22 protein-coding genes are annotated in these 26,536 nt (G+C 72.3%); 8 read left to right on the plus strand and 14 right to left on the minus strand.

Annotated features, from left to right (window positions below; genetic code table 11):
* Positions 1-30: 30 nt before the first annotated feature.
* From ACP7TJ_RS08000 to ACP7TJ_RS08010, 3 genes are all read right to left on the minus strand, one after another.
* On the minus strand, positions 31-729 hold the full coding sequence (locus ACP7TJ_RS08000) for an AAA family ATPase (RefSeq protein WP_093766636.1): 699 nt from the start codon (positions 727-729) through the stop codon (positions 31-33).
* A gap of 34 nt (positions 730-763) precedes the next feature.
* On the minus strand, positions 764-1,588 hold the full coding sequence (locus tag ACP7TJ_RS08005) for an ABC transporter permease (protein ID WP_427762608.1): 825 nt from the start codon (positions 1,586-1,588) through the stop codon (positions 764-766).
* A gap of 86 nt (positions 1,589-1,674) precedes the next feature.
* Positions 1,675-2,649, minus strand: coding sequence for an ABC transporter ATP-binding protein (locus tag ACP7TJ_RS08010; RefSeq protein WP_093766634.1), 975 nt, complete (start codon positions 2,647-2,649; stop codon positions 1,675-1,677).
* A 230-nt stretch (positions 2,650-2,879) separates the two neighbouring features.
* Between ACP7TJ_RS08010 and ACP7TJ_RS08015 the strand changes: the two genes are divergently transcribed.
* Entirely contained in the window at positions 2,880-3,284 is a 405-nt protein-coding gene (locus tag ACP7TJ_RS08015) for a VOC family protein (protein ID WP_093766633.1), read from the plus strand.
* Positions 3,285-3,362: 78 nt separating this feature from the next.
* Here ACP7TJ_RS08015 and ACP7TJ_RS08020 read toward each other — a convergent pair whose 3' ends face one another.
* The gene (locus ACP7TJ_RS08020) at positions 3,363-4,568 is read right to left on the minus strand and encodes an NYN domain-containing protein (protein WP_189911880.1); all 1,206 of its coding nucleotides are present in this window, start codon (positions 4,566-4,568) and stop codon (positions 3,363-3,365) included.
* Between the two features lie 220 nt (positions 4,569-4,788).
* Here ACP7TJ_RS08020 and ACP7TJ_RS08025 point away from each other — a divergent pair, with 220 nt between their 5' ends.
* Positions 4,789-4,956 carry a hypothetical protein gene (locus ACP7TJ_RS08025; RefSeq protein ID WP_093766631.1) on the plus strand — a complete coding sequence of 56 codons (168 nt, stop codon included), beginning with the start codon at positions 4,789-4,791 and terminating at the stop codon, positions 4,954-4,956.
* A gap of 92 nt (positions 4,957-5,048) precedes the next feature.
* Here ACP7TJ_RS08025 and dnaE read toward each other — a convergent pair whose 3' ends face one another.
* Positions 5,049-8,588: a DNA polymerase III subunit alpha gene (gene dnaE, locus ACP7TJ_RS08030; RefSeq protein WP_093766630.1), complete on the minus strand. Its 3,540-nt coding sequence runs from the start codon at positions 8,586-8,588 to the stop codon at positions 5,049-5,051.
* A 203-nt stretch (positions 8,589-8,791) separates the two neighbouring features.
* Here dnaE and ACP7TJ_RS08035 point away from each other — a divergent pair, with 203 nt between their 5' ends.
* From ACP7TJ_RS08035 to ACP7TJ_RS08050, 4 genes are all read left to right on the plus strand, one after another.
* Positions 8,792-10,141: a DUF2252 domain-containing protein gene (locus ACP7TJ_RS08035; RefSeq protein WP_167742801.1), complete on the plus strand. Its 1,350-nt coding sequence runs from the start codon at positions 8,792-8,794 to the stop codon at positions 10,139-10,141.
* A gap of 68 nt (positions 10,142-10,209) precedes the next feature.
* The gene (locus ACP7TJ_RS08040; RefSeq protein WP_427762613.1) at positions 10,210-10,917 is read left to right on the plus strand and encodes a hypothetical protein; all 708 of its coding nucleotides are present in this window, start codon (positions 10,210-10,212) and stop codon (positions 10,915-10,917) included.
* Positions 10,918-11,011: 94 nt separating this feature from the next.
* Positions 11,012-11,824: a thioredoxin domain-containing protein gene (locus tag ACP7TJ_RS08045; RefSeq protein ID WP_266545527.1), complete on the plus strand. Its 813-nt coding sequence runs from the start codon at positions 11,012-11,014 to the stop codon at positions 11,822-11,824.
* 89 nt (positions 11,825-11,913) lie between these two features.
* Entirely contained in the window at positions 11,914-13,596 is a 1,683-nt protein-coding gene (locus tag ACP7TJ_RS08050) for an alkaline phosphatase D family protein (RefSeq protein ID WP_427762615.1), read from the plus strand.
* Positions 13,597-13,627: 31 nt separating this feature from the next.
* On the opposite strand, the gene ACP7TJ_RS08055 is transcribed toward ACP7TJ_RS08050, so the two are convergent.
* Positions 13,628-14,212 (minus strand): dienelactone hydrolase family protein, encoded by a 585-nt coding sequence (locus ACP7TJ_RS08055; protein WP_167742804.1) that lies wholly within the window; start codon positions 14,210-14,212, stop codon positions 13,628-13,630.
* Positions 14,213-14,319: 107 nt separating this feature from the next.
* On the opposite strand from ACP7TJ_RS08055, the gene ACP7TJ_RS08060 reads away from it, so the two are divergent.
* A complete protein-coding gene (locus ACP7TJ_RS08060) occupies positions 14,320-15,444 on the plus strand; it encodes a mechanosensitive ion channel family protein (protein WP_093766624.1) in 1,125 nt (374 codons plus the stop codon).
* A gap of 7 nt (positions 15,445-15,451) precedes the next feature.
* Here ACP7TJ_RS08060 and ACP7TJ_RS08065 read toward each other — a convergent pair whose 3' ends face one another.
* The 6 genes from ACP7TJ_RS08065 to ACP7TJ_RS08090 all read right to left on the minus strand — a co-directional run bounded on the left by ACP7TJ_RS08065 (position 15,452) and on the right by ACP7TJ_RS08090 (position 21,018).
* Entirely contained in the window at positions 15,452-16,195 is a 744-nt protein-coding gene (locus ACP7TJ_RS08065) for an SDR family NAD(P)-dependent oxidoreductase (RefSeq protein WP_093766623.1), read from the minus strand.
* Between the two features lie 50 nt (positions 16,196-16,245).
* The gene (locus ACP7TJ_RS08070; protein ID WP_427762617.1) at positions 16,246-17,838 is read right to left on the minus strand and encodes a Na+/H+ antiporter; all 1,593 of its coding nucleotides are present in this window, start codon (positions 17,836-17,838) and stop codon (positions 16,246-16,248) included.
* Positions 17,839-17,916: 78 nt separating this feature from the next.
* Complete coding sequence (locus tag ACP7TJ_RS08075) at positions 17,917-18,384, minus strand: GNAT family N-acetyltransferase (protein WP_093766622.1); 468 nt, start codon at positions 18,382-18,384, stop codon at positions 17,917-17,919.
* Positions 18,381-19,325 carry an RluA family pseudouridine synthase gene (locus ACP7TJ_RS08080; RefSeq protein WP_167742807.1) on the minus strand — a complete coding sequence of 315 codons (945 nt, stop codon included), beginning with the start codon at positions 19,323-19,325 and terminating at the stop codon, positions 18,381-18,383. The genes ACP7TJ_RS08075 and ACP7TJ_RS08080 overlap by 4 nt, the downstream gene beginning before the upstream one ends.
* Positions 19,326-19,378: 53 nt before the next feature.
* Positions 19,379-20,005 (minus strand): signal peptidase II, encoded by a 627-nt coding sequence (gene lspA / locus ACP7TJ_RS08085; protein ID WP_427762620.1) that lies wholly within the window; start codon positions 20,003-20,005, stop codon positions 19,379-19,381.
* Positions 20,006-20,070: 65 nt separating this feature from the next.
* Positions 20,071-21,018, minus strand: a complete 948-nt coding sequence (locus tag ACP7TJ_RS08090) for a TraR/DksA family transcriptional regulator (RefSeq protein WP_367495974.1) — start codon at positions 21,016-21,018, stop codon at positions 20,071-20,073.
* A gap of 584 nt (positions 21,019-21,602) precedes the next feature.
* Here ACP7TJ_RS08090 and ileS point away from each other — a divergent pair.
* Positions 21,603-24,773, plus strand: a complete 3,171-nt coding sequence (gene ileS / locus ACP7TJ_RS08095) for an isoleucine--tRNA ligase (RefSeq protein WP_401539064.1) — start codon at positions 21,603-21,605, stop codon at positions 24,771-24,773.
* Between the two features lie 228 nt (positions 24,774-25,001).
* Here ileS and ACP7TJ_RS08100 read toward each other — a convergent pair whose 3' ends face one another.
* Complete coding sequence (locus ACP7TJ_RS08100) at positions 25,002-26,147, minus strand: DivIVA domain-containing protein (RefSeq protein WP_093766618.1); 1,146 nt, start codon at positions 26,145-26,147, stop codon at positions 25,002-25,004.
* A 52-nt stretch (positions 26,148-26,199) separates the two neighbouring features.
* On the minus strand, positions 26,200-26,490 hold the full coding sequence (locus ACP7TJ_RS08105) for a YggT family protein (RefSeq protein ID WP_004932337.1): 291 nt from the start codon (positions 26,488-26,490) through the stop codon (positions 26,200-26,202).
* Positions 26,491-26,536 lie beyond the last annotated feature (46 nt).

Below are 26,536 nucleotides of genomic sequence, written 5' to 3' on the forward strand. Positions count from 1 at the left end.
GCCGGGCGGCGCGTGCGGCGCCCGGCGTTCTCAGCGGTGCTGCTGTGCGCCCGGCGGCGGCCACTCCTCCGGGTCGCGCGGACCGAACAGCCCCGTCAGGCCCAGGTGGAACACCAGCGCCGCGAACGGCCACGCCAGCAGCGCGCCCTTCGCGTTCAGCTTCAGCGGCGCGTCGAAGGTGACGCCCTTCCCCACGCTCTTCGCCTGCGCGATCACGTCCTGCGAGGGGCCGAGCCACACCCCGAGCCGCCAGGCCAGCACCGACCCGAGCAGCCCGCCGACCGCCAGCGCCACCACCAGCGGGACGCCGCCGCGCCGCCGCGCCAGGAAGACCGCCAGGGCGCTCAGCGCGCCGCAGGCCAGGGCGATGAGCGTGAACGTGCCGTCCACCCCGATGCTCTGCTCGCCCTCGGAGTCCTTGAGGTAGACCACCCAGGCGTCGCCGGAGGCGTCCCCCACCAGCGGCACGCGCGGCGCCAGCCACCACCACAGCACCCCGAGCAGCACCCCGCCGAGAGCCACCGCCACGGTCACCACGGCCGCCTCACGGATCTCCTTGGCCATCCCCGGGCCGTCCTCGTCGTGCCACCAGCCGTGCCGCGGGTACGCGGCGTGGCCGGGCTTCCCCTCGTAGCGGTGCGCGCCGCCGGCGGGGGCGCCCGACGGCGGCTGCCACGGGTCGTGCGCGGAGGGGTCGTGCGGTGGCGGGGGTGTCAGAGGTGCGCTCACCCTGCCATCGTGCCAGGCGTGGCTGTGGGCCGCGTCACCGGACGGCGGCCCTGCGGTACGCCCAGGTCGCCACGGCCAGCGAGATCACCCCGACCAAACCGCACACGGCGAGATCGCCGAGGACATGGGCCCAGTCGGGGTGCGGGACGAAGGTCCGCGCGAAGGCCTCGACACCGTACGTCGACGGCAGCAGGTCACGGGCGAGACGGACCGCCTCCGGCATCCGCTCCGGCGGCAGCACGCCGAGCAGCAGGGCCGCCGACATGCCGAGCTGGCCGAGGAGGGTGGCCAGTTCGGGCCGGGGCGCGAGCAGTCCGAGGGCCGCGCCGAGCCCGGCGAGGGCGGCGCCCGCGAGGGGGATCACCGCGGCCAGGACCCACAGGTGGGCGAGCGGCAGCCCGAAGAGGGCGCATCCGACGACGGCGGTCACGACGGTGCCGGGGACGGTGAACGACGCGTAGGCGCCGGCCGCGCCCAGCACCACGGCCGCGGGCGGCACGGGGAGGGTGGCGTAGTGGTCGAGTCCGCCGCTGGCGCGGAGCTGGCCGAAGTACTGGGCGAGCAGGTTGAGCGCGACGAAGGCGACGACCAGCACCGACGATCCGGCCACCACGGCCCGCGCCTCGCCGCCGCCGTCGACGACCCCGCGCATCAGGATCATGATCCCGACGGACTGGAAGGTCGCCACGAACAGCAGCGGGATCCGCGCCACCCGGGCCCGGGACAGCTGCGCCCGGTACACGGCCGCCAGGGACGGCCACAGCCGTGCGCGGGGGCCGAGCGCGGCGGGCCGCGGCGGGGCGGCCTCCTCCGCGGTCAGGACGCCGGCCGGCAGGGCGCCGGCGGGTACGACACTCACGTCGTGCTGCTCCCCTTCGCTCGGAGGTCCGTCCGGAGCCGCTCCGGAGGTCGCCCCGTTCCGTACGGATGACACGGCCCGTGTGCTCACGCCCTCACCAGTCCCTGCCGCACCGCGCCGCCCAGCGCCAGGTACACGTCCTCCAGGCTGGGCGTGGCCAGGGTGAAGTCGTCGAGGGCCGCGAAGGCGGCGCCACCGGTGACGGTGGCGACGACGGTGCGGGCCTCCTCGGGCGCCAGCCGCAGGGTCCAGCGGCGGCCGGACTCGACGGCCCGGTCACGCAGCGCGGCCACCTCGGGCACGTGCAGCGGCGCGGCCTCGCGCCACACCAGCTCGACCCGGACCTCCCCGGCGACCTGTTCCTTCAGGCCGCTCGGGGTGTCGCAGGCGATGACCCGGCCGCGGTCGAGCACGGCGACCCGGTCGAGCACGGTCTCGGCCTCGATGACGTTGTGGGTGACCAGCAGCACCGTGGTGCCGTGCTGCGCGCGCCGCCGGTCGACGGCGGACCACACGGCGCGCCGGGCCACGGGGTCCATGCCGGTGGTGGGCTCGTCGAGCACGAGCAGCGGCCGCTCCCCCACCAGCGCGGCGGCGAAGCAGGCGAGCCGGCGCTGGCCGCCGGAGAGCTTGCGCAGCGGGCGGGAGGCGAGGGCGCCGAGCCCCAGCTCGTCGAGCACGTCGTCCCGTTCGGCACGGGCCTGCCGGGCGGCGAGCCCGCGCAGCCGGCCGGTGGTCTCGGCGGCCAGGGACACGGTCAGGTCGTCGAGGGCGCTGGACTCCTGCCCGAGGTAGGCGAGGATGCGGGAGGCCCGCTCGGGGTGGCGGACGATGTCGTGGCCGAGGATCTCGACGCTGCCGCGGTCGGGCCGCATGAGGCCGGTCATCTGCCGTACGAGGGTGGACTTGCCGGCGCCGTTCGGCCCGAGCAGGCCGAAGATCTCACCGCGTCCGATGTCGAGCGCCACGTCGTCGGTGGCCCGCACCTCGGGCGTCGCCGGCGCCCCGCGCCGTCCGCGCACCGCCGGATAGGTCTTGGTCAGCCCGCGCACCGCACACACGACGTCACCACCGTGCCGATGTGCCTGTGCCGCGCGCGTACTCACAAGGGACGAGCCTACGGGGTCAGCCCCGTCCTTCCGCTCCCGGGTCACCCTTCCGCCCGGCCCCGCCCGGGGGGACGCACCGGACACCGGGGGAGGGATCGACGTCCGACGCCCGGGAATCAACCGGTCGCACAGCGTGTTCATGTCCGCGTACCGGGACGGTCTTCCGACGAGACGGAGCTGCCATGACCGACGGGTCCCCCGTGAAGGAGCTGCGCCTGGTGGTGACGGCCGAGGACTACGACGCCGCGCTGCGGTTCTACCGGGACGTGCTGGGGCTGACCGAGCGGGCCGCGTTCGCGTCGGACGGCGGGCGGGTGACGATCCTGGAGGCGGGGCGGGCGACGCTGGAGCTGACCGACCCGAACCACGCGGCGTTCATCGACGACGTCGAGGTGGGACGGCGGGTGGCCGGGCACGTCCGGGTCGCCTTCCAGGTCGACGACTCGGCGGCGACGACGGAGAGGCTGGCCGCGGCCGGGGCGGACGTCGTCGCCGGACCGACCCGCACCCCGTGGAACTCGCTGAACTCCCGCCTGGAGGCGCCGGGCGCGCTTCAGCTCACGCTGTTCACCGAACTGGGTGAGTAGAGCCGCCCGCCGGACACTGCGGGTCCGTCGTGGTCGCTCGCCCGATGACCGCCCCCGGCTGTGAAGCCGGCGCGCCCCTCACTCCCCCGCGGACGCGCGCTCCGTGCCGGTGCGTGTGTCCAGTTCGCGCCAGAAACCCGCCCGGATGGCGTAACGGTCGCGCTCGTCGATCTGGTCGTCCTTGTGGGCGAGCAGCCCGAAGCGCGCCGCGTAGCGCAGCAGCTCGCCGTCGATGCGGTGCGGGATGCGCGGGTACATCGCGGACAGCTTCCGGACGTGGCTCTGGTCTCCGAGCCGCTCCACCCAGCGGCGGGCGAAGACCTGGCCCACCTCGAACGGGTCGCCGCCGACGGTGGTGATGTCCTCCTCGCGGTCGGCCCAGCGCTGCTCGGCCGTGGTGAGCTGGGCCAGCGTCGGCATGGACGCGGCCTCCGGCGGCTCGGCGACCGGCCGGTCCACCCAGCCCTTGTCGGAGGACCAGCGCAGGGTCGCGGAGGCGGGCTGCTGCGGCTGGTGCAGGCCGGGATGGCGCAGCGCGGCCAGGTCCTTCGGGGTGGGGACGCCCTTGGCGGCGGGCGCGCGCTCCACGGTCCCGTTGTGCGCGGCGGCCGGGTGGCGCGGCTCGGCCGGGGCGCGCTCGGCGGCCGGGGCGAGGGCGGAGTCGGGCAGCGGCGCGGAGAGGATCGCGGCAATCTCGGGCCGGGGCGCGGGCGGCGGCGCGCACACCCCGCTGATCTCCTTGGCGCGCACGGCCTGGGTGATCCACGCCCGGTCGAGGACGCGGCGCTCGTCGGCCTCGGCGACCAGATCCTCGGACTGGTTGTAGTCGCCGTCGGCGGCCTGCACGGCCCACAGGTGGACGGCGACGCCGTGCTCCTTGGCGGCCATCATGCCCGGCAGCAGGTCGCCGTCGCCGGTGACCAGGACGATGTCGGAGCAGGCGCGGTTGCGGGCGAGCTCGGTCAGCTCGGCGTGCATCGCCGCGTCCACGCCCTTCTGCGCCCAGCGTCCGTCGCTGCGGGTCAGCGCGCCCAGCCGGACGGTGACCCGGGGCATCACGCGCAGCCGGCGGTGCTCGGGCTGCGGTACGCGGTCGGGGGCGCCGTCGAACCAGTAGATGCGCAGCAGGGGCTGGCGCGTGTCGTTCTCGGCGCGGTCACGCAGTCCCTGGATCAGGGCGGCGTGGTCCACGGTGATACGGGACCGCGAGGGCTCCCCGGCGAGGAGACTCGCGGCGGCCCCCAGCAGATACCCGGCGTCCACCAGGACGATGCAGCGGTCCACGCGATCCACCCTCTTTCCGGGAGGTTTGGCTTCGGGCTTCCTTCGAGTCTGCCCGACCCCGCCGGTGTTAACGGCCCGAACTCGATCTTCGGCGTGGCGTTTCCACACTTCCTCCCCCGACCACCCCATCACAGACGGTAATTGTCCGACATGCGACGGTTATCGGCTTGTGTGAATCTGAATCCGGCCCTGGCCCCTAGTCCCCACAGGAGGCAACACCATGGCCAAGAACAAGAACCGTGACCGTAAGCAGCCCCAGGCCGAGCGCGCCCCGCGCGCCGCGCAGACGGCCACCATGGAGACCCCGGACGAGCAGCGCACCACGCAGGCGGTGCCCGGCGAGGTCGGCCACGGCAAGGGCCGGCAGAAGCGTTTCGGCCACAACTGACACCGGTGCGAAGGGCCGTTGCGGCCCGGCCGTACAGGAAGAGGGGCGCACCCGTCGCGGGTGCGCCCCTCCGGCGCGTCGGGGGCCGGTGCCTAACCGGCCAGGCAGGACGGGCCGAGCAGCACCTTCAGGTCGCCGAACAGGGCCGGGTCGGGCTTGACCCGGTGCCGGTCGAGCCGCAGCACCGTGGTCCTGGTCGGCCCCTGGAGCTTGATGCGGACCTCGCTGTCGCCCCTGTGGTGGGTGAGGATCTCGCCGAGCCTGCTGACCAGGGGCGGGGTGACGCGGGTGGCCGGGATCGTCAGCACCACGGGCGCGTTGGTGCCCGCGTTGGACAGGTCGGGGACCATCAGCTCCATGGCGACCAGCCGGGGCACGTCCTCGCGCTTGTCGAGCCGGCCCTTGACGAACACCACGGCGTCCTCGACCAGTTGCGTCGAGACGAGCTGGTAGGTCGCCGGGAAGAACATGCACTCGATGGAGCCCGCGAGGTCCTCCACCGTGGCGATCGCCCAGGCGTTGCCCTGCTTGGTCATCTTGCGCTGGAGTCCGGAGATGATGCCGCCGATGGTGACCACCGCGCCGTCGCCGAAGTCACCGCCGGTGAGCTGCGAGATGCCCGCGTCTGCCTTGTCGGACAGCACGTGCTCCAGACCGAACAGCGGGTGGTCGGAGACGTACAGGCCGAGCATCTCGCGCTCCTGCGCGAGCAGGTACGTCTTGTCCCACTCCTCGTCGGTGAACTGCACGTCCAGGCCGAAGCCGGGCTCGTCGCTCTGCTCCTCGCCCATGCCGCCGAAGAGGTCGAACTGTCCCTCGGCCTCCTTGCGCTTGACCGCCACCACGTTGTCGATCATCGGCTCGTACTGCGCGGTGAGGCCCTTGCGGGTGTGACCGAGGGAGTCGAAGGCGCCGGCCTTGATCAGCGACTCGGTGGTGCGCTTGTTGCAGACGACCGCGTCGACCTTGTCGAGGTAGTCCGGGAAGGACGTGTACTTCCCCTTGGCCTTGCGGCACTTGATGATCGACTCCACCACGTTGGTGCCGACGTTGCGCACCGCGGAGAGGCCGAAGAGGATCACGTCGTCGCCCTGCGCGGCGAAGTTGGACTCGGACTCGTTCACGTTCGGCGGGAGCACCCGGATGCCCATGCGGCGGCACTCGTTGAGGTAGACCGCGGACTTGTCCTTGTCGTCCTTCACCGAGGTGAGCAGCGCCGCCATGTACTCGGCGGGGTGGTTCGCCTTGAGGTAGGCGGTCCAGTAGGAGACCAGTCCGTACGCGGCGGAGTGCGCCTTGTTGAAGGCGTAGCCGGCGAAGGGCACCAGCACGTCCCACAGCGCCTGGATCGCCTCGTCGCTGTAGCCGTTCCTGCGGGCGCCGGCCTGGAAGATGGTGAAGTTCTTCGCCAGCTCCTCGGGCTTCTTCTTGCCCATCACACGGCGGAGGATGTCGGCCTCGCCGAGCGAGTAGCCGGCGATGATCTGGGCGGCCTTCTGCACCTGCTCCTGGTAGACGATCAGGCCGTAGGTGACGTCCAGGACCTCCTTGAGCGGCGCCTCCAGCTCGGGGTGGATGGGCGTGATCTCCTGCTGGCCGTTCTTGCGCAGCGCGTAGTTCGTGTGGGAGTTCATGCCCATCGGGCCCGGGCGGTACAGGGCCGAGACGGCGGAGATGTCTTCGAAGTTGTCCGGCTTCATCAGCCGGAGCAGGGAGCGCATGGGACCGCCGTCGAACTGGAAGACGCCGAGCGTGTCGCCGCGCTGGAGCAGTTCGAAGGTCGTGGGGTCGTCGAGCGGGAGGCTCAGGAGATCGATGTCGATCCCCTTGTTGGACTTCACCATCTTGACGGCGTCGTCCATGATCGTGAGGTTGCGCAGGCCCAGGAAGTCCATCTTCAGCAGGCCGAGCGACTCACAGCTCGGGTAGTCCCACTGCGTGATGGTCACGCCGTCGGTGTGCCTGACCCAGACCGGGACGTGGTCGGTGATGGTCTCGCTGGACATGATCACGCCGGCGGCGTGCACGCCCATCTGCCGCACCAGGCCCTCGACGCCCTTGGCCGTGTCGATGACCTTCTTCACGTCCGGCTCGTTCTCGTACATCGCCCGGATCTCGCCCGCCTCCGAGTAACGGGGGTGCTCGGGGTTGGTGATGCCGTCGAGGTTGATGCCCTTGCCGAGGACGTCGGCGGGCATGGCCTTGGTGAGACGGTCGCCCATCGCGTACGGGTAGCCCAGCACGCGCGCGGAGTCCTTGATGGCGTTCTTCGCCTTGATGGTGCCGTACGTGCCGATCATGGCGACCTTGTCGGCGCCGTACTTCTCGGTCACGTAGCGGATCACCTCGACGCGCCGGCGCTCGTCGAAGTCGATGTCGACGTCGGGCATGGAGATGCGCTCGGGGTTGAGGAACCGCTCGAAGATCAGGCCGTGCGGGATGGGGTCGAGGTCGGTGATGCCGAGGGCGTAGGCCACGATCGAGCCGGCCGCCGAGCCACGGCCGGGGCCGACCGCGATGCCCTGCTTCTTGGCCCACATGATGAAGTCGGCGACCACGAGGAAGTAGCCCGGGAAGCCCATCGAGATGATGGTGTCCATCTCGTACTCGACCTGCTTCATGCGGTCGTCCGGGATGCCGTCCGGGAAGCGGCGCTGCATGCCCCGCATGGTCTCCTCGCGGAACCAGCTGACCTCGGTGTACCCCTCGGGGATGTCGAACTTGGGCATGAGGTCGCGCTTCTGGAACATGCCCGTGGTGTCGACCATCTCGGCGATCAGCCGGGTGTTGGCGCAGCCCTCCTGCCAGGCGTCCGAGGAGTCGATGGCGTACATCTCGTCCGTGGACTTCAGGTAGTAGCCGGTGCCGTCGAACTTGAAGCGGTCCGGGTCGGAGAGGTTCTTGCCGGTCTGGATGCACAGCAGCGCGTCGTGCGCCGCCGCCTCGTGCGCGTACGTGTAGTGGGAGTCGTTGGTGACCAGGGGCGGGATGCCGAGCTTCTTGCCGATCTCCAGCAGGCCCTCGCGGACCCGGTGCTCGATCTCGATGCCGTGGTCCATCAGCTCCAGGAAGTACCGGTCCTTGCCGAAGATGTCCTGGTAGTCGGCGGCCGCCTTGAGGGCCTCGTCGAAGTGCCCGAGGCGCAGCCGGGTCTGGACCTCGCCGGAGGGGCAGCCGGTGGAGGCGACGATGCCCTCCGACCACTTGGCGATGGTCTCCTTGTCCATCCGGGGCCACTTCTGCAGCCAGCCCTCGGCGTAGGCGTCGGAGGAGAGCCGGAAGAGGTTGTGCAGACCGGTGCTGTTCACCGCCCACATCGTCTTGTGGGTGTAACCGCCGGAGCCGGAGACGTCGTCCCGCTTCTGGTGCGGCTGGCCCCACTGGATCTTGCGCTTGTTGCGCCGGGACTCCGGGGCGACGTACGCCTCGATCCCGATGATCGGGGTGACCCCGGCCTTCTGCGCGGAGTGGAAGAAGTCGTACGCCCCGTGCAGGTTGCCGTGGTCGGACATGGCGATGTGCGTCATGCCCATCTCGTTGCAGGCGTTGAACATGTCCTTCAGCCGCGCGGCACCGTCCAGCAGCGAGTACTGGGTGTGGACGTGCAGGTGCGTGAACGGCGGCTTCGACACGGTGCGGCCTCCAGGGAGATCTCATCGGCAGCGGGTGGACGGGTCCCGGGGGACAGCTCGGAAGTCTATGCCCCGGCACTGACACACCGGGCCCTTCCCCGCGTACCTTCGGGCGGGGCGCCGGGCACTCCCGCGCACCTCCGCACGTTAGGCAGGCGACGGACCAGCCGTCCCCGGAATCCCGCACCAGGAGGCACCCAGCGATGTCGGTCCCGCAGCTCAGCGACGAGCACCGCGGCGAGGAGATCCTCGCCGTCCTCGACACCGCCTTCGGCGAGCTCCTGGCCGCGGACCCGGCCGCGTTCCGGGTGAAGTTCCGGAAGATGGCGGCGTCGGCGTTCGCGTTCTACCGCGGGACCGCGAGCCTCTTCTACCACGACCTGGCCGCCGAGCACGCCGGCCGCGGCGGCGACGCGAACAGCGGCGGGCCGTACCTGGACGAGCGCACCTCGCGCGTGTGGATCCACGGCGATCTGCACGCGGAGAACTTCGGCACGTACATGGACTCCAACGGCCGCCTGGTGTTCAACGTCAACGACTTCGACGAGGCGTACGTCGGCCCCTTCCTGTGGGACCTGAAGCGCTTCGCGGCGTCGATGGCGCTGATCGGCTACGCGAAGGCGCTCAGCGACGAGCAGATCACCGACCTGGTGTCGGTGTACGCGGCCGCCTACCGGGAGCGGATCCACGCCCTGGCGACGGGCGCGAAGCGCGACGAGGTGCCGCCGTTCACCCTGGACACCGCGCAGGGGCCGCTGCTGGACGTGCTGCGGGTCGCCCGGTCGCTGACCCGGTTCTCGCTGCTGGACTCGATGACGGAGATCCGCGACTTCGAGCGCCGCTTCGCGCCCGGCGGCGGCGCGCTCGAGCTGGACGCCGCCACCCGCTACAAGGTCCTCGCCGCGTTCGACGGCTATCTGGAGACGCTGCCGGACTCCTCGCTGGCCCGCCCGGACTCCTACCGTGTGAAGGACGTCGTGGGCCGCCGCGGCATCGGCATCGGCTCGGCCGGGCTGCCCTCGTACAACATCCTGCTGGAGGGGCACAGCGACGCCCTGGAGAACGACGTGGTGATCTACGTCAAGCAGGCGCAGACCCCCGCCGTCTCCCGGCACATCACGGACCCGGCGGTGCGCGAGTACTTCCTGCACGAGGGACACCGCACGGTGATCTCCCAGCGCGCCCTCCAGGCGCACGCCGACCCGTGGCTGGGCTGGACCGAGCTGGACGGCGCCGGGCAGCTGGTCGCCGAGGTCTCGCCGTACGCGGTGGACCTGGACTGGAGCGACCTCGACGACCCGGAGGAGATGGCGCTGGTGGTCGCCGACCTGGGCCGGGCGACGGCGGCGATGCACGCGGCGGCGGACGACACCTCCGGCGAGTCGCTGGTGCCGTTCTCCACGGAGCGGGCCATCGACGCGGCGATCGCGGCCGACGAGGACGCGCTGGTGCCGCTGCTGGTGGACTTCGCCCACGACTACGGGGCGCGGGCCCGCCGGGACCACCAGATCTTCCTCGACCTGTTCCGCAACGGCCGGATCCCGGGCCTGTAACCTTCCGCACATTCACAGGCCCCCTTCACGGATCCCTTAACGGAGCACGTGCCACACTCGTAGCCGCCATGGACATATCCGGACCCCAGCTCAGAGCCGTTCGCGCGGCGCTGTTCACGGCTGTCGTCGTGACCCTCAGCACCGCGTCGCACGTGCTGCTGTCCGGGGCCCCGCTGCCGCTGAACACGGTGGCCGCGGTCGGCGCCGCCGTGTTCGGCCTGGCCTACGTGCTCGCCGGACGGGAGCGTTCCTTCGGGCGGATCGCCGCCCTGCTGATCCCGCTGGAGCTGGCCGCCGACACGGTCTTCACCACCGGCCAGCACGTCTGTTACGGCCGGATGGGCGGCCCGGTGGCCGGCCCGCTGCGCTCGGTCGGGTTCGACGTGCTGTGCGGCGACGGCACCGGTGTGGGCGCGCCGCTGGCCCGGGTCACCAGGCACGCCGCGGGGAGCGGCGACCGGGTGGCGGCGGTGCTGGCCGAGGCCGGCCCGGCGACCGCCTGGCTGCTGCTGGGCGCGCACATCGGGGTCGGTCTGTTCGCCGCCGCCTGGCTGCGCCGCGGGGAGCGGGCGCTGGCCCAGCTGCTGAGCGCGGTCGCGGCGACGGCGGCGACGGCGGTCCGTCCGCTGCTGCTGGCCGTCGCGGTGGTGACCGTGCGCCGGGCGCCCGAGGCGGGCCGGCCGGTCCGCACGCCGCACCGCGCCGCCGTGGCGCGCACCCTGCTCCTCGCGCACTCCCTGGGACGGCGCGGGCCGCCGTGCTCCCTCGCCGCCTGAGGCGGATCACGCCCCGGGCGGTCGCCCGAGCATCAGCAGTCCCCCCGTACGAACTCCGCACACGACCGTGTGCGTCCCCTGTGGAGACATCACCATGAGCAAGCGGAACAGCCAGGCGGCCAAGAACGCGGCGCGCGAGCGTCTGCGTCAGGAGCGCGAGCGCCAGGCGAAGAAGGCGAAGGTCAGGCGGCAGCTGATCGTCGCCGCGTCGGTGGTCGGCGTGCTGGCCGCGGCCGGCGGCATCGGCTACGCGGTGGTCCAGGCGAACAAGCCGGACCACTGGGAGGCCGCGAAGGACGCCAAGCTGGTCAAGCCGGCGAACACCGGCGGCAAGGACGGCACGACCGTCGTCATCGGCAAGGCCGACGCCAAGAAGACCCTCGAGATCTACGAGGACCCGCGCTGCCCGATCTGCGCCTCCTTCGAGCAGGCCGTCGGCGGGACGATCGAGAAGGACGTCGCGGACGGCAAGTACAAGGTGCAGTTCATAGGCGCCTCGTTCCTGGACCGCAACCTCACCGGCGAGGGCTCGAAGAACGCGCTGAGCGCCCTGGGCGCCGCGCTGGACGTGAGCCCCGAGGCGTTCCTGGCGTACAAGTCGGCGCTCTACTCCTCGGAGTTCCACCCCGCGGAGACGGAGGACAAGTTCAAGGACGACGCCTACCTGATCAAGATCGCCGACACGGTGGACGCCCTGAAGAACAACAAGGAGTTCCAGGCGGCGGTGAAGGACGGCACCTACGACCGCTGGGCGCTGGAGATGTCGGACAAGTTCGACAGCAGCGACGTCCAGGGCACGCCGACCGTGAAGATGGACGGCGAGAAGCTGACCGGCGCCGACGGGAAGAACGCGCCCATGACGGCGGCCGAGTTCACGGCGGCGGTGGACAAGGCGCTGAAGGGCTGACGCGGCAGACCGACGGCCGGCTGAAGAGCGGGCGAACTTTTCCCGGGTTCGCCCGCTCCAGCATGTACACGTCAGTAATCTGATCGGCTGTGACCAGTCGACACGGAAGAACCGAGAGCGCCGTCTCCGCCACCGCGGACACCGCCCCCCTCACCCCGCGCCGCCGGACGGTCGTCAAGGCGGCCGCCGCCACCGCGGCGCTGGCCGGACCGCTCGCCGCCGCGCTGCCCGCCCGCGCCGTCCAGACGGCCCCCGCCTTCCTGCACGGCGTCGCCTCCGGCGACCCGCTGCCGGACGGCGTGCTGCTGTGGACCCGCGTGACGCCCACCCCGGACGCCCTCCCGGGCTCCGGCGCGGGACCCGACACCGAGGTGCGCTGGACCGTCGCCCGCGACCGGGCGTTCACCGACGTCGTCGCCCAGGGCACGGTCCTCGCCACCGCCGCCTCCGACCACACCGTCAAGGCGGACGTCCGCGGCCTGCGGCCCGCCACCGACTACTGGTTCCGCTTCTCCGCCGGCGGCGCCGACTCCCCCGCGGGCCGCACCCGCACCGCGCCCGCCCCCGACGCCTCCGTTGCGGGGCTGCGCCTCGGAGTGGTCTCCTGCGCCAACTGGGAGGCCGGCCACTTCGCGGCGTACCGCCATCTCGCGGCCCGCGGCGACCTGGACGCCTGGCTGCACCTGGGCGACTACATCTACGAGTACGGCACCGGCGACTACGGCACCCGCGGCACGGTCGTCCGCCCGCACTCCCCCGCCCACGAGATCGTCACCCTCGCCGACTACCGCACCCGGCACGCCCGCTACAAGACCGACCCGGACCTCCAGGCGCTGCACGCCACCGCCCCGGTCGTCGCCATCTGGGACGACCACGAGTTCGCCAACGACACCTGGTCCGGGGGCGCGGAGAACCACACCGAGGGCGCGGAGGGCGCCTGGGCCGCCCGGCAGGCCGCCGCGAAGCAGGCGTACTTCGAGTGGATGCCGGTCCGCCCGGCGGTCGAGGGCACCACCTACCGCCGGCTGCGCTTCGGCAAGCTGGCCGACCTGTCGCTGCTGGACCTGCGCTCCTTCCGCTCGCAGCAGGTCTCGCTCGGCGACGGCGACGTGGACGACCCCGGCCGCACCCTCACCGGCCGCGCCCAGCTCGACTGGCTGAAGGCGGGCCTGTCGGCGTCCGACACCACCTGGCGGCTGGTCGGCACCTCGGTGATGATCTCGCCGTTCGCGCTGGGCTCCCTGCCCGCAAGCCTGCTGAAGCCGCTCGCCAAGCTGCTCGGCCTGCCGCAGGAGGGCCTCGCCCTCAACACCGACCAGTGGGACGGCTACACCGCCGACCGCCGCGAACTGCTGGCCCATCTGCGCGGCAACGCCATCCGCAACACGGTGTTCCTCACCGGCGACATCCACATGGCGTGGGCGAACGACGTGCCGGTGAACGCCGGCACCTACCCGCTGTCCGCGTCCGCCGCCACGGAGTTCGTGGTCACCTCGGTCACCTCCGACAACCTCGACGACATCCTGAAGGTCGGCGAGGGCACGGTCTCCGCGGTCGCCGCCCCGCTGATCCGGGCCGCCAACCGGCACGTGCACTGGGTGGACACCGACCGGCACGGCTTCGGGGTGCTGGACCTCACGGCCGAGCGGGCGCAGATGGACTACTACGTGCTGTCCGACCGCACGCGGGCGGACGCCGCCGCGACCTGGGCGCGCTCCTACCGCACCCGCAGCGGCACGCAGAGGATCGAGCGGGCCGACGCCCCCGTCTGACCGGTCCGGCACCCGGCGCGGATCAGGCGGATCAGTCCACGGGCTCCTCCAGCGAGTCGAGGAAGCCGAGCGCCACCCGCCAGGTGGCCTCGGCCGCCTCCTCGTCGTAGTCGGGCAGGCCGGGGTCGGTGTAGAGGTGTCCGGCGCCCGCGTACCGGTAGACCTCCACGTCGGCCCCGGCCCGGCCCATCCGCAGGTACCAGGCGGTGAGCCAGTCGTCGGTCTCGAACGGGTCCGGCTCGGCGACGTGCAGCTGCACCGGCAGCCCGTCGGCCGCGGCGTTCTCCGCGATGTCGGAGGTGCCGTGCAGGAGCAGCAGGCCCCTCGCCCTCTCATCGCCGAGGGCCAGCGTCTGCGCCACCGAGGCGCCGAAGGAGAATCCCGCGTACACCAGGCCGCGCTCCGAGTAGGGCGCCGCCGCCAGGACGGCCCGCTTCAGCAGCTCGTCCTTCCCGGTCTCCTCCCGCCAGGCCATGCCCTCCTCGGCCGTGTCGAACGTGCGCCCCTCGAAGAGATCCGGCGTCCACACCTCGTGTCCGGCCGCGCGCAGCCGGTCCGCGGCCCGGTGCACCGCGGGACGCAGTCCGTAGGCCGAGTGAAAGAGCATGATGTTCATGCCGCCCATGGTGCCAGCCGGGTGTGACGGAGCCCGCGGGCGGCACTACCCGGAACCGGACGGAAGTCACATGTTCATGCCGGAGCAGGCCGGTTAGGTTCGGGGGCATGGATGACGTGCTGCGCCCGCTGATCGTGGTCGGCGGCTCGGTGGTGCTGACGCTGCTGCTGGGCTGGGCCACCGACCTGCTCCTGCGAAAGGCCGACGAACGCCACCACGAGACACCGCTGTGGGGCCTGCTGCGCCGGGCCCGCGTCCCGTACCAGCTGCTGCTCTGCGCGGTCCTGCTCAGAGCCTCCTACGACGAGGCACGGCTGCTGAGCTCCCACGAGGTCGCCGTCGGCCGGATGCTCAGCCTGGTGCTGATCGGGTCGGCCGCCTGGCTGGCCATCCGGATCGCCGCCGCGGTCGTGGAGACCTCCTACACCCGGTACGCCAGCAACCACCGGGAGCGCGACCCGGCCCGGGTGCGCCGGGTGCGCACCCAGGTGACCCTGATCCGCCGGGTGGTGTCGGCGGTGGTCGGCGTGGTCGCGGTGGCCGCGATGCTGCTGACGTTCCCGGCGATGCGGGCGGCCGGCGCCTCGCTGCTGGCCTCGGCGGGCATCCTCGGCATCGTCGCCGGCGTCGCCGCCCAGTCGACGCTGAGCAACATGTTCGCCGGGCTGCAGATCGCCTTCGGCGACATGGTGCGCATCGGCGACACCGTGGTGGTGGACGGCGAGTGGGGCACGGTGGAGGAGATCACCCTCACCTTCCTGACCGTGCGCACGTGGGACGAGCGCCGGATCACCATGCCGGTGTCGTACTTCACCTCCAAGCCGTTCGAGAACTGGTCGCGCGGGACGCCGCAGATGACCGGCACCGTGTTCTGGCACGTCGACCACAGCGCCCCGCTGGACGCCATGCGCGAGAAGCTGCGCGACATCCTGCGGGAGTGCCCGGCATGGGACGGCCGCGCCTACAACCTCACCGTCACGGACAGCACCCCCAGCACCCTGGAGGTGCGGGCGCTGGTGACGGCCAAGGACGCGGACGACATCTGGACGGTCCGGGTGACGGTCCGCGAGCGGATGATGCGCTTCCTGTCCGACGAGCACCCCTACGCGCTGCCCCGTGTCAACACGGCCGACGCGGTGCCGCCGCCCCGGGACGGCCGGGAGAGCGCGCACGCCGACGGTCTGCGGACGGCGCGCCGGGTCCACGCCCATCCACCCCGGCAGCCGCGCTGAGCGGTCCTCAGCAGCCGCGCTCGGCGCCGCCGTTCACCTGGACGATCTGCGAGGTGATGTGGCCGGCGCCGTGCGAGGCGAGCCAGTGCAGGGTCGCCGCGACGTCACCGGGCCGGCCGGCGCGCTTGTCCGACGTCTCGGCGACCAGCCGCGCCCGCCGCTCCTCGTCCAGGCCGTCGTCGCCGAAGAACGCCGTGTCCTCGATGTAGCCGGGCGCGACCACGTTCACGGTGATCCCGTGCGGCCCCAGCTCCCGGGCCAGGGCATGGGCGTACGGGTGCAGGCCCGCCTTGGCCGCCGCGTACGAGACCCGTCCCGAGCCGCGCCTGGCGGCGATGGAGCTGAGGAACAGCACCCGGCCGCCGGGCACGGCCAGCCGGTGCCGCAGCGCCTCGGTGAGCAGCACGGCGGTCAGCACGTTGAGCCGGAAGTTGACCGTCCAGTCGCGGGCGACGGCGTCGAGCGGGTCGTCGCCGCCCACCGGCGGTTCGAGCAGCCCGTTGCCGCCCGCGCAGTGGACGAGCACGTCCACGGCGCCGAACTCGCGCCCCACGAACCCGGACACGCCCCGCACGGCCTCGGGGTCGGCCAGATCGGCGGCGTAGGTCAGCGCGCCGGGCACCTCGGCCCGCTCCAGGACGTCACCGCGCCGCCCGATGAGCAGGACGCGGTCGCCGTCGGCGGCGAACGTCTGCGCGGTGGCGAGCCCGATGCCGGTGCCGCCGCCGCTGATCACAACATTGCGTGTCATGCCCCGACCCTATGAGCGGGCGGCGGCGGACGGCGGCAACGCGGCGACGCTCAGCGCAGACTGCGCACGTCCAGATGACGCAGCACCCGGTCCACCACCTCGGGGTCGGCGCCCGGCTCGCTGCGCGCGGTGAGCACCTCGTGCCGGGCGGCGCTCAGCATGTCCTGCTCGATGCGCCGGATCCGCTTCAGCCGTCTGGCCCGCTGCCGGACCGCCTCACGCCGTTCGTCCTCCGCGATGTCCGGGCTGATCCGCACGCCCATGTCGAACGCCCGGCGCATCAGCTGCTCGGACAGGTCCTCCGGCAGCTCCTCGACGTCCTCGATCTCCCGCAGCCTGCGCTTGGCCGCCTTCGCGGCCCGGACGGCGAGCCGGCGCTCCAGCTCCTTCTCCCGTCCGGTGTCGCCGCGCACCCCGAGCCTGCCCACCAGCCACGGCAGGGTGAGCCCCTGCACCAGCAGCGTCCCCAGGACCACGCCGAACGCGATGAAGACGATGTCGCCGCGGGCGGGGAAGCCGGCCCCGGACCCGGTCTCCAGGGGGATGGCGAGGGCGAGCGCCACGGACGCCACGCCGCGCATCCCGGACCACCACATCACCACGGTCTCCCGCCAGCTGAGCGGGATCTCCTCGCCGACGTCCCCGGCGGTGTGCAGCCGCTTGGTCAGCCAGGTCGCCGGCAGCAGCCACGCCAGCCGGACGAGGACGACCACCCCGACCACCGCCGCCGACCAGCTCAGCAGCTCGCCCCAGTGGCCGGCCGCCGTGTTGACCGCGTTGTGCAGCTCCAGGCCGACCAGGCCGAACGCCACACCGGTGACCAGGGTGTCCACGATGTCCCAGAAGGTGTGCCCGGCCAGCCGCGCCATCACGTCGTCGGCGTCGGTGGCGTACTCCACCAGGAACAGCGCGGTGACCAGCACCCCGAGGACGCCCGAGCCGTGCAGCTCCTCGGCGAGGACGTAGGCGGCGAACGGCACCAGCAGGGTCAGGGCGACCTGGAGGGTGGGGTCGCCGAGCAGATCCATGGCCTTGTTGGTGGCCCAGCCGAGCACCAGTCCGACGGCGATCGCCACCACCGCCGACAGCACCAGGTCGCGCCCGGCCGCCCAGGGCGAGAAGGTGCCGCTCACGGCGGCGGCCACGGCCACGTGGTACAGCACGATCGCCGTGACGTCGTTGAACAGCCCTTCGCCCTCCAGGATCGACACCAGCCGGCGGGGCAGCCCCAGCTTGCCGGCCACGGCGGTGGCCGCGACCGGGTCGGGCGGGGCGACCAGCGCGCCGAGGGCGAGGGCGGCGGTCAGCGGCAGCCCCGGCACGATCGCGTGGGCGACGACGGCGACGCAGAAGGTGGTGACGAAGACCAGCGCCACGGCCAGCAGCAGGATCGGCCGGACGTTGGCCGCGAACTGACGCCAGGAGGTGCGGCGCACGGCCGCGTAGAGCAGGGGCGGCAGCAGCAGCGGCAGGATCAGTTCCGGCGGGACGTCGACGTTCGGCACGAACTCCAGCAGCGCCAGGACGATCCCGAACACCGTCATCAGCACCGGCGCCGGCAGCCTCAGCCGCTCCCCCACGGGGACGCTCACGACCGCCCCGAGCAACAGGGCGAACAGCAGGGCCAACTGATCCACGGTCACCGCTCCCGGAGGTCGGACGGGTCGGGCGGTCTCCAGCCTGTCACGCGCCGCACGACCGGCGGGGTCAGCAGGCCCCGGCTACAGCGCGCGCCGCATCGCCCGGTGCGGCATGCCCGCGTCGGGGAACTCCGGCCCGTAGGCCTGGTAGCCGAGCCTCTCGTAGAAGCCGAGGGCGTGGGTCTGGGCGTGCAGGTCGACGCCGGCGAGCCCGCGCTCCCGGGCGGCCTCCTCGACGGCCCGCACAAGCGCCGCGCCGACCCCGAGGCCGCGCGCCCGCCGCAGGACGGCGAGCCGGCCGAGGGAGCCGACCGACGGGTCGCCGCCGTTCTTCGCCGCGGCCGCGGCGCCGTGCAGCAGCCGGGCCGTGCCGAGCGGGGTGCCGTCGGCCGCGACCGCGAGCAGGTGCACGGCGTCCGCGTCGTGGGCGTCGTACTCGATGTCCTCGGGCACGCCCTGCTCGGCGACGAAGACCTCCTTGCGGACCGCGAAGCAGGCCTCGCGGTCGGCGGGGTCCCCGGCGACCCGGACCGTGGCCTCCGGGCTCATGCCCAGGTCTCCTCACGGACCTGGTCGAGCGCCTGCTGCAGGTCGTCCGGGTAGTCGCAGGAGAACTCCGCCCACTGCCCGTCGCCGGGGTGCTCGAAGCCGAGGCGGACGGCGTGCAGCCACTGGCGGGTCAGCTTCAGCCGCTTGGCGAGCGTGGGGTCGGCGCCGTAGGTCAGGTCGCCGACGCAGGGGTGGCGGTGGGCGGCCATGTGGACGCGGATCTGGTGGGTGCGGCCGGTCTCCAGCTTCACGTCGAGCAGCGAGGCCGCGCGGAACGCCTCGATCAGGTCGTAGTGCGTGACGGACGGCTTGCCGTCGGCGGTGACCGCCCACTTGTAGTCGTGGTGCGGGTGGCGGCCGATGGGGGCGTCGATGGTGCCGCTGGTCGGGTCGGGGTGGCCCTGGACGAGCGTGTGGTACCGCTTGTCGACCGTGCGCTCCTTGAACTGGCGCTTCAGCGACGTGTACGCGTACTCGGACTTGGCGACGACCATCAGGCCGGAGGTGCCGACGTCGAGGCGGTGCACGATGCCCTGGCGCTCGGCGGCGCCGGAGGTCGAGATGCGGTAGCCGGCGGCGGCGAGACCGCCGATCACGGTCGGTCCGGTCCAGCCCGGGGAGGGGTGGGCGGCGACGCCGACGGGCTTGACGATCACGACCACGTCGTCGTCGTCGTGCACGATCTCCATGCCCTCGACCGGCTCGGCGACGACCCGCACCGGGGCGGCCGCCCGGGGCATCTCCACCTCGAGCCAGGCGCCGCCGCTGACCCGCTCGGACTTTCCGACCACCGACCCGTCGACCGTGACCTTCCCCGCGGCGGCGAGCTCGGCCGCCTTGGTGCGGGAGAAGCCGAACATGCGGGAGATGGCGGCGTCGACGCGCTCGCCCTCCAGGCCGTCGGGCACGGGCAGGGTACGGATCTCGGGAATCGTGCTCACCCGTCGAGTATGCCGGACGGGTGCGTCACTCCCGCACGGGAGTGACGGGGCCCTCAGTCCTTGTGGACCGTGCCGTCCGGGTCGAGACCCCGGAAGGACAGCAGCACGATCAGGATGCCGCCGCACACGATGGCCGAGTCGGCCAGGTTGAACACGGCGAAGTGCTTGGGGGCGATGAAGTCGACGACCGCGCCCTCGAAGACGCCCGGCGAGCGGAAGATCCGGTCGGTGAGGTTGCCGAGGGCGCCGCCGAGGAGCAGCCCGAGCGCGATCGCCCAGGGCAGGCTGTAGAGCTTGCGGGCCAGGCGGAAGATCACCACGATCACCGCCGCCGCGATGACCGTGAAGATCACCGTGAACGCCTCGCCGAAGCCGAAGGCCGCGCCCGCGTTGCGGATCGCCTCGAAACGCAGCCAGTCGCCGACGACCTCGATCGGCTCGTGGTGCTCCAGCTTGGCGACCACGATCATCTTGCTGACCAGGTCGAGGAGGTAGGCGAAGGCGGCCACGGCGAACAGCACGGCGATCCGCCGCCTGCCGCGGGGCCGCTCCGCCTCCTGCGTCGTACCGTCGGCGCCGGCCGGCTCCCGGCCGTCCCGGTCCCGCAGGTCCCGGTCCTCTCCGTCCCGGTCCGCGTCCGGGATGTCCGGCGTACCGATGATGCGCTCCGCCTCTGCCACGTGAGTCCCTCAGCCTAGGTCCTTGACTGAGGACGAGGGTACGGCACGGTCCGCGCGGCCGCCCTTCAGTACCGGCGCTCCTGCTTCTGCTTGCACTCGACGCACAGGGTGGCCCTCGGGAAGGCCTGCATGCGGGCCTTGCCGATGGGTTCGCCGCAGTTCTCGCACAGGCCGTAGGTGCCCGCGTCGAGCCGCTGGAGCGCCCGCTCGAACTGGTCGAGCATCTCGCGCGCGTTCGCGGCGAGGGCCAGTTCGTGCTCCCGCGTGATGTTCTTGGTGCCGGTGTCGGCGTCGTCGTCGCCCGCGCCGTCGCCGGAGTCCCGCATCAGGCCGGCCAGCGACCGCTCGGAGGAGGCGATCTCCTCGCGCAGCCGCAGCACCTCCGACATCAGCTCGGCCCGCGCCGCCTCGACCTCTTCGCCGGTCCACGGCTCCTCGCCGGGACGCACCGCGAGCTCGCCCGGCTCCACCGCGCCGTACCGGGCCTTGGGCACGGCGGTCGCCGCCGCCGCTGTGGCCGCCGGGCCAGGGGTCTTCTTCGCACCCACCGTCGTCACTCCCGTCTGCGCCGCGGCCTCGGCCGCGTCCGCGTCGTCGGCCGCGCTGTGCCCGGCCCCGTCCTGAGCGGACCCGCTGGTCCTGGCCGCACCGTTCCCCTCGCGGGCGCCCTGGCGGGCACCCGCGCCGTCGTCGGCGGTCCTCGCGGCCGCCTCGTCCCGCGCCGGGCCCTTCCCGGCGGCCTTCTTCGCGGTGCCCCTCTCCGCGTCCCCGGCCGCGGCGGCCCCCGCCCTCCCCGTCCTCCTCGCCGTTCCCGTCCTCTTGGACTTGGACGCCGCCGCCTTGGTCCCCGCGCTCTTCCCCGCCGCGGCCTTCGTCCCGGGGACGTCCGCCTCCCTCGCGTCCTTCGCCGCCGTGGTCCTCCTCGTCCTCGCGCCGCCCGCGGCCGCGTCGGACACCGCACTCTTCCGGCCCCCGGCATGCGTCTCGGCATCCGTCGCCTTCTTCGCCATCATGGCCGCGGCCCCTTCACATATTGTGATCTTGCGCGCGAATCGTGCTGGGACGATAAATCGACGGGGACCCTGCGGCAACGGGGCGCACCGCACGGTCACCGCGCCCCGCGCACGCCGCGCGGCGACCTGCATGCGTTGTGCCCAGCTACCCGCCGGGTATGCCGCCCGCATGGACGCCCCGGCCTTTCGAACAGGCATATCGCTCCATTCAGGGCACAGCCGGGCGTACCGCCATGGGAAAAGCGGTCGGCCGCCCGTCCCGCCGCGCCGTACACTGGGCGGAGCGAAAAGCGTGGATGGGGACGAGTAGCGGCGTACGCAGCCCAGAGCGACCCGGGGACGGTGTGAGCCCGGGGGCGAGCGCGATGTGAAGATCACCCCGGAGCCGCCGGAAGAAAGCCGCAGCGCACCGCAGCGGCGAGTAGAACCGGCATCGCGACCCGAATGAGGGGGCTCACCGGAGCGTACGGCGCACCGGGGGGCCAAGGAGGGTGGTACCGCGGGAGCGCGCCGACGGCGGCGCAAGGACACAGCTCTCGTCCCTCCGGTCGGAAGGCAGCAAGTCCGCCGGAGGAAGCCCGCTGATGACATCGCCGACGTACCGCCCGGTACCCGCCCAGGTCGACCTGCCCGCGCTCGAGCACACGGTGCTCAAGTTCTGGGACGAGCAGAAGATCTTCGCCAAGAGCCTGGAGCAGTCCGCGGGCCGCCCCGAATGGGTGTTCTACGAGGGCCCGCCCACCGCCAACGGCATGCCCGGCGCCCACCACATCGAGGCCCGCGTCTTCAAGGACGTCTTCCCCCGCTTCCGCACCATGCGCGGCTACCACGTGGCCCGCAAGGCCGGCTGGGACTGCCACGGCCTCCCGGTGGAGCTCGCCGTCGAGAAGGAGCTGGGCTTCTCCGGCAAGCAGGACATCGAGGCGTACGGCATCGCCGAGTTCAACGCCAAGTGCCGTGAGTCGGTGACCCGGCACACGGACGCCTTCGCCGAGCTGACGACCCGCATGGGCTACTGGGTCGACCTCGACGAGGCGTACCGGACCATGGACCCGGAGTACGTCGAGTCGGTCTGGTGGTCGCTGAAGGAGATCTTCAACAAGGGCCTGCTGGTCCAGGACCACCGCGTCGCCCCCTGGTGCCCCCGCTGCGGCACCGGCCTGTCCGACCACGAGCTGGCGCAGGGCTACGAGACGGTCGTCGACCCGTCGGTCTACGTCCGCTTCCCGCTGACCTCCGGCCCGCTGGCCGGCGAGGCGGCCCTGCTGGTGTGGACGACCACCCCGTGGACCCTGGTGTCCAACACGGCGGTCGCCGCCCACCCCGGCGTGGTTTACGTCGTCGCGACGAACGGTGAGGAGAAGCTGGTCGTCGCCGAGCCGCTGGTCGAGAAGGCCCTCGGCGAGGGCTGGGAGACCACCGGCCAGTCCTTCACCGGCGCGGAGATGGAGCGCTGGACGTACCAGCGCCCGTTCGAGCTGGTCGAGTTCCCGAGCGTCAGCGAGGGAACCGATGAGCACAGCCCGGCCGAGGCCCACTACGTGGTCAACGCCGAGTACGTCACCACCGAGGACGGCACCGGTCTGGTCCACCAGTCCCCCGCCTTCGGTGAGGACGACCTCAAGGTCTGCCGCTCCTACGGCCTCCCGGTCGTGAACCCGGTCCGCCCCGACGGCACCTTCGAGGAGGACGTCCCGCTGGTCGGCGGCGTCTTCTTCAAGAAGGCCGACGAGAAGCTCACCGCCGACCTCGACGAGCGCGGCCTGCTCTTCAAGCACATCCCGTACGAGCACAGCTACCCGCACTGCTGGCGCTGCCACACGGCGCTGCTCTACTACGCGCAGCCGTCCTGGTACATCCGCACCACCGCCGTCAAGGACCGTCTCCTCGAGGAGAACGAGGGCACCAACTGGTTCCCGGACACGGTCAAGCACGGCCGCTACGGCGACTGGCTCAACAACAACATCGACTGGGCGCTGTCCCGCAACCGCTACTGGGGCACCCCGCTGCCGATCTGGCGCTGCGAGGACGACCACCTCACGGTCGTCGGCTCCCGCGCGGAGCTGTCCGAGCTGACCGGCGCCGACCAGTCCGGCCTCGACCCGCACCGGCCGTACATCGACGAGGTCACCTTCGCCTGCCCGACCTGTGAGAAGACGGCCACGCGCGTGCCGGAGGTCATCGACGCCTGGTACGACTCGGGCTCCATGCCGTTCGCGCAGTGGGGCTACCCGTACAAGAACAAGGAGCTGTTCGAGGCCCGCTACCCGGCGCAGTTCATCTGCGAGGCCATCGACCAGACCCGCGGCTGGTTCTACACGCTGATGGCGGTCGGCACGCTCGTCTTCGACAAGTCGTCGTACGAGAACGTCGTCTGCCTGGGCCACATCCTCGCCGAGGACGGCCGCAAGATGTCCAAGCATCTGGGCAACATCCTGCAGCCGATCCCGCTGATGGACCAGCACGGCGCGGACGCCGTGCGCTGGTTCATGGCGGCCGGCGGCTCGCCCTGGGCGGCCCGCCGCGTGGGCCACGGCACCATCCAGGAGGTCGTCCGCAAGACGCTCCTCACGTACTGGAACACGGTCGCCTTCCAGGCCCTGTACGCCCGCACGTCCGCCTGGGCGCCGAGCGAGGCCGACCCGGCCCCGGCCGACCGCCCGGTGCTGGACCGCTGGCTGCTGTCCGAACTGCACGCCCTCACCGACCAGGTGACCCAGGCGCTGGAGAACTACGACACCCAGCGGGCCGGCAAGCTGCTGTCCGCGTTCGTCGACGACCTCTCCAACTGGTACGTCCGCCGCTCCCGCCGCCGCTTCTGGCAGGGCGACAAGGCCGCGCTGCGCACCCTGCACGAGGTCGTGGAGACGGTGACCAAGCTCATGGCCCCGCTCACCCCGTTCATCACCGAGCAGGTGTGGCAGGACCTGATCGTTCCCGTCACGCCGGGCGCGCCGGAGTCGGTGCACCTGTCCTCGTGGCCGGAGGCGGACCTGTCCGCCGTCGACCCGGAGCTGTCCCGCCAGATGGCGCTGGTGCGCCGCCTGGTGGAGCTGGGCCGTGCCACGCGCGCCGAGTCGGGCGTCAAGACGCGTCAGCCGCTGCGGCGGGCGCTGATCGCGGCGGCCGGTTTCGACGCCCTCGACCCGGCCCTGCACACCCAGATCACGGAGGAGCTGAACGTCGAGTCGCTGGCGCTGCTGTCCGAGGTGGGCGGCTCGCTGGTGGACACCACGGCCAAGGCCAACTTCCGCGCGCTGGGCAAGCGGTTCGGCAAGCGGGTCCAGGACGTGGCCAAGGCGGTCGCGAACGCGGACGCCGCCGCGCTGTCCCTGGCCCTGCGCGAGGGCACGGCCTCGGTGGAGGTCGACGGCGAGACGATCACCCTCTCCCCGGACGAGGTGATCATCACGGAAACCCCGCGCGAGGGCTGGTCGGTGGCGTCCGACGCGGGCGCCACGGTCGCCCTGGACCTGGAGATCACCGAGGAGCTGCGCCGCGCCGGTCTGGCCCGTGACGCGATCCGGCTGATCCAGGAGGCCCGCAAGAACAGCGGCCTGGACGTGGCCGACCGGATCGCCCTGCGCTGGACGTCGGACGACGCCGCCACGGGGGCCGCGCTGACGGAGCACGCGGAGCTGATCGCCGACGAGGTGCTCGCCACGGACTTCGCCCGGGGCGAGGCGGACGACACCTACGGCGCCCCGTTCACGGACGAGGGCCTGTCCCTGACGTTCCGTCTGCGCAAGGCGTAATCACCGTCACACACCGGAAGGCCCGGTGCCCTGGAGATCGTCTCCGGGGCACCGGGCCTTCGGCGTTGCGTGCGTCGGACATGTCCGCCGCATCCGAACAAACGGCGTGAACCATGGGGAACCGGCGGGAACACGCGTAGCACGAGGGCGGGGCCCCGGGTTGGTGAACCCGGGGCCCCGCCCTGAACGCTGCCGACTGCTACGCCGTACCCATGGCCGCGGGGGCCGTCAGTTGTCGTCCTCGTCGATCAGGAAGCCACGCATCGGCGACGGCGCCTGACCCATCGGCGAGGGGCCCTGCGGACGGACCGGAGCCATGGGCTGGGTCATCGCCGGCTGCATCTGCTGCTGACCGCCGTACGACGGGCCGGACTGGCCGTGGCCGCCGCCCATCCCCTGGTTGCCGCCGTAGGACGGGGCACCCGCGCCGGCCGGAGCCATCGAGGGCGCCGGGGACGGCGGCAGGGACGGAGCCGCGCTCGCGGGCTGACGCGGCGGGGCGAGCGAGTCGTCCGCCTGGGTCTCCAGCTGGCGCAGCTGCGACTCCAGGTAGGACTTCAGCCGCGTGCGGTACTCGCGCTCGAAGCCGCGCAGGTCCTCGACCTTGCGCTCCAGCGTGGCGCGGGCGGACTCCAGGGAGCCCATCGCGACGCGGTGCTTCTCCTGCGCGTCCCGCTCCAGGGCGTCGGCCTTGGCACGGGCGTCACGCTCGAGGCCCTCGGCACGCGAACGCGCCTCGCCCACGATCTTGTTGGCCTCGGAACGGGCCTCCGCGATCGCCTGGTCGGCGGTCTGCTGGGCCAGCGACAGGACACGCGCGGCGCTGTCGCCACCGGGACCCTGCTGACCGGGCATACCGGGGCCGCCCATGGGACCGCCCATCGGGCCGCCAGGGCCCATCTGCCCCTGCATCGGGCCGCCCTGGCCCATCGGCCCGGGACCCTGGCCCATGGGGCCGGGACCCTGCGGGCCGCCCTGTCCGCCGGGGCCGGCGGGCAGCTGAGGAGCACCGCTCGGCAGCTGGGGCGGGCCACCCATGGGGCCGCCCATCTGCTGCTGCGGCGGGCCCGATATGCCGGCGGGCACCGGAGCGCCGGGACCTCGCATGCCCTGCTGGGGCATGCCGGGAGGCGGACCCTGCTGTTGCTGCTGGTCCTGCTGCTCCGGAGGCTTGCGCATGTTCTGCTGGTTCTGCGCCGCGGCGCGCGTGGCCGCGGCCAGCTTGGCGCGCAGGTCCTCGTTCTCGCGCAGCAGGCGCGTCAGTTCGGCTTCGACCTCGTCGAGGAAGGCATCGACCTCGTCCTCGTCATAGCCTTCTCGGAGGCGGACGGTCGTGAACTGCTTGTTCCGCACGTCCTCGGGGGTCAACGGCATCTCTTCACCTCAACGTAGTCATCGGCAGTCGGCAAGACCGTATCGTCCACAGTCACCTCGCGAGATTGCCCACGATCGAGATGAGGATGTAGACGATGATCATCAGTACGAAGAAGGACAGGTCGAGCGCCACGCCCCCGAGACGCAGCGGCGGGATGAACCGCCGCAGAAGCTTCAGCGGTGGATCGGTGACAGTGTAGGTGGCCTCCAGGACGACCACCATCGCCTTGCCGGGTTGCCATGAGCGGGCGAACTGGAACACGTAATCCATGACCAAACGGAAGATCAGCACGATGAGGAACACCATCAGCGCGATGTAGATCACCTGCGCGAACACGCTCATGGCCTGCTTTTCCCTCTCCCCTGTGCCGCTCTTGTCCGGTCCTGCG

Source organism: Streptomyces sp. DSM 41931, from assembly GCF_050271085.1.
Classification (GTDB): Bacteria; Actinomycetota; Actinomycetes; order Streptomycetales; family Streptomycetaceae; genus Streptomyces; species Streptomyces albogriseolus.

Coding starts and splice junctions, on each gene's coding strand:
- ACP7TJ_RS08090 (WP_367495974.1), bottom strand. CDS start 21,018: ATGATGGCGAAGAAGGCGACGGATGCCGAGACGCATGCCGGGGGCCGG.
- ileS (WP_401539064.1), top strand. CDS start 21,603: ATGACATCGCCGACGTACCGCCCGGTACCCGCCCAGGTCGACCTGCCC.
- ACP7TJ_RS08040 (WP_427762613.1), top strand. CDS start 10,210: ATGGACATATCCGGACCCCAGCTCAGAGCCGTTCGCGCGGCGCTGTTC.
- ACP7TJ_RS08060 (WP_093766624.1), top strand. CDS start 14,320: ATGGATGACGTGCTGCGCCCGCTGATCGTGGTCGGCGGCTCGGTGGTG.
- ACP7TJ_RS08105 (WP_004932337.1), bottom strand. CDS start 26,490: ATGAGCGTGTTCGCGCAGGTGATCTACATCGCGCTGATGGTGTTCCTC.
- ACP7TJ_RS08045 (WP_266545527.1), top strand. CDS start 11,012: ATGAGCAAGCGGAACAGCCAGGCGGCCAAGAACGCGGCGCGCGAGCGT.
- ACP7TJ_RS08100 (WP_093766618.1), bottom strand. CDS start 26,147: ATGCCGTTGACCCCCGAGGACGTGCGGAACAAGCAGTTCACGACCGTC.
- ACP7TJ_RS08055 (WP_167742804.1), bottom strand. CDS start 14,212: ATGAACATCATGCTCTTTCACTCGGCCTACGGACTGCGTCCCGCGGTG.
- ACP7TJ_RS08075 (WP_093766622.1), bottom strand. CDS start 18,384: ATGAGCCCGGAGGCCACGGTCCGGGTCGCCGGGGACCCCGCCGACCGC.
- ACP7TJ_RS08065 (WP_093766623.1), bottom strand. CDS start 16,195: ATGACACGCAATGTTGTGATCAGCGGCGGCGGCACCGGCATCGGGCTC.
- ACP7TJ_RS08035 (WP_167742801.1), top strand. CDS start 8,792: ATGTCGGTCCCGCAGCTCAGCGACGAGCACCGCGGCGAGGAGATCCTC.
- ACP7TJ_RS08025 (WP_093766631.1), top strand. CDS start 4,789: ATGGCCAAGAACAAGAACCGTGACCGTAAGCAGCCCCAGGCCGAGCGC.
- ACP7TJ_RS08015 (WP_093766633.1), top strand. CDS start 2,880: ATGACCGACGGGTCCCCCGTGAAGGAGCTGCGCCTGGTGGTGACGGCC.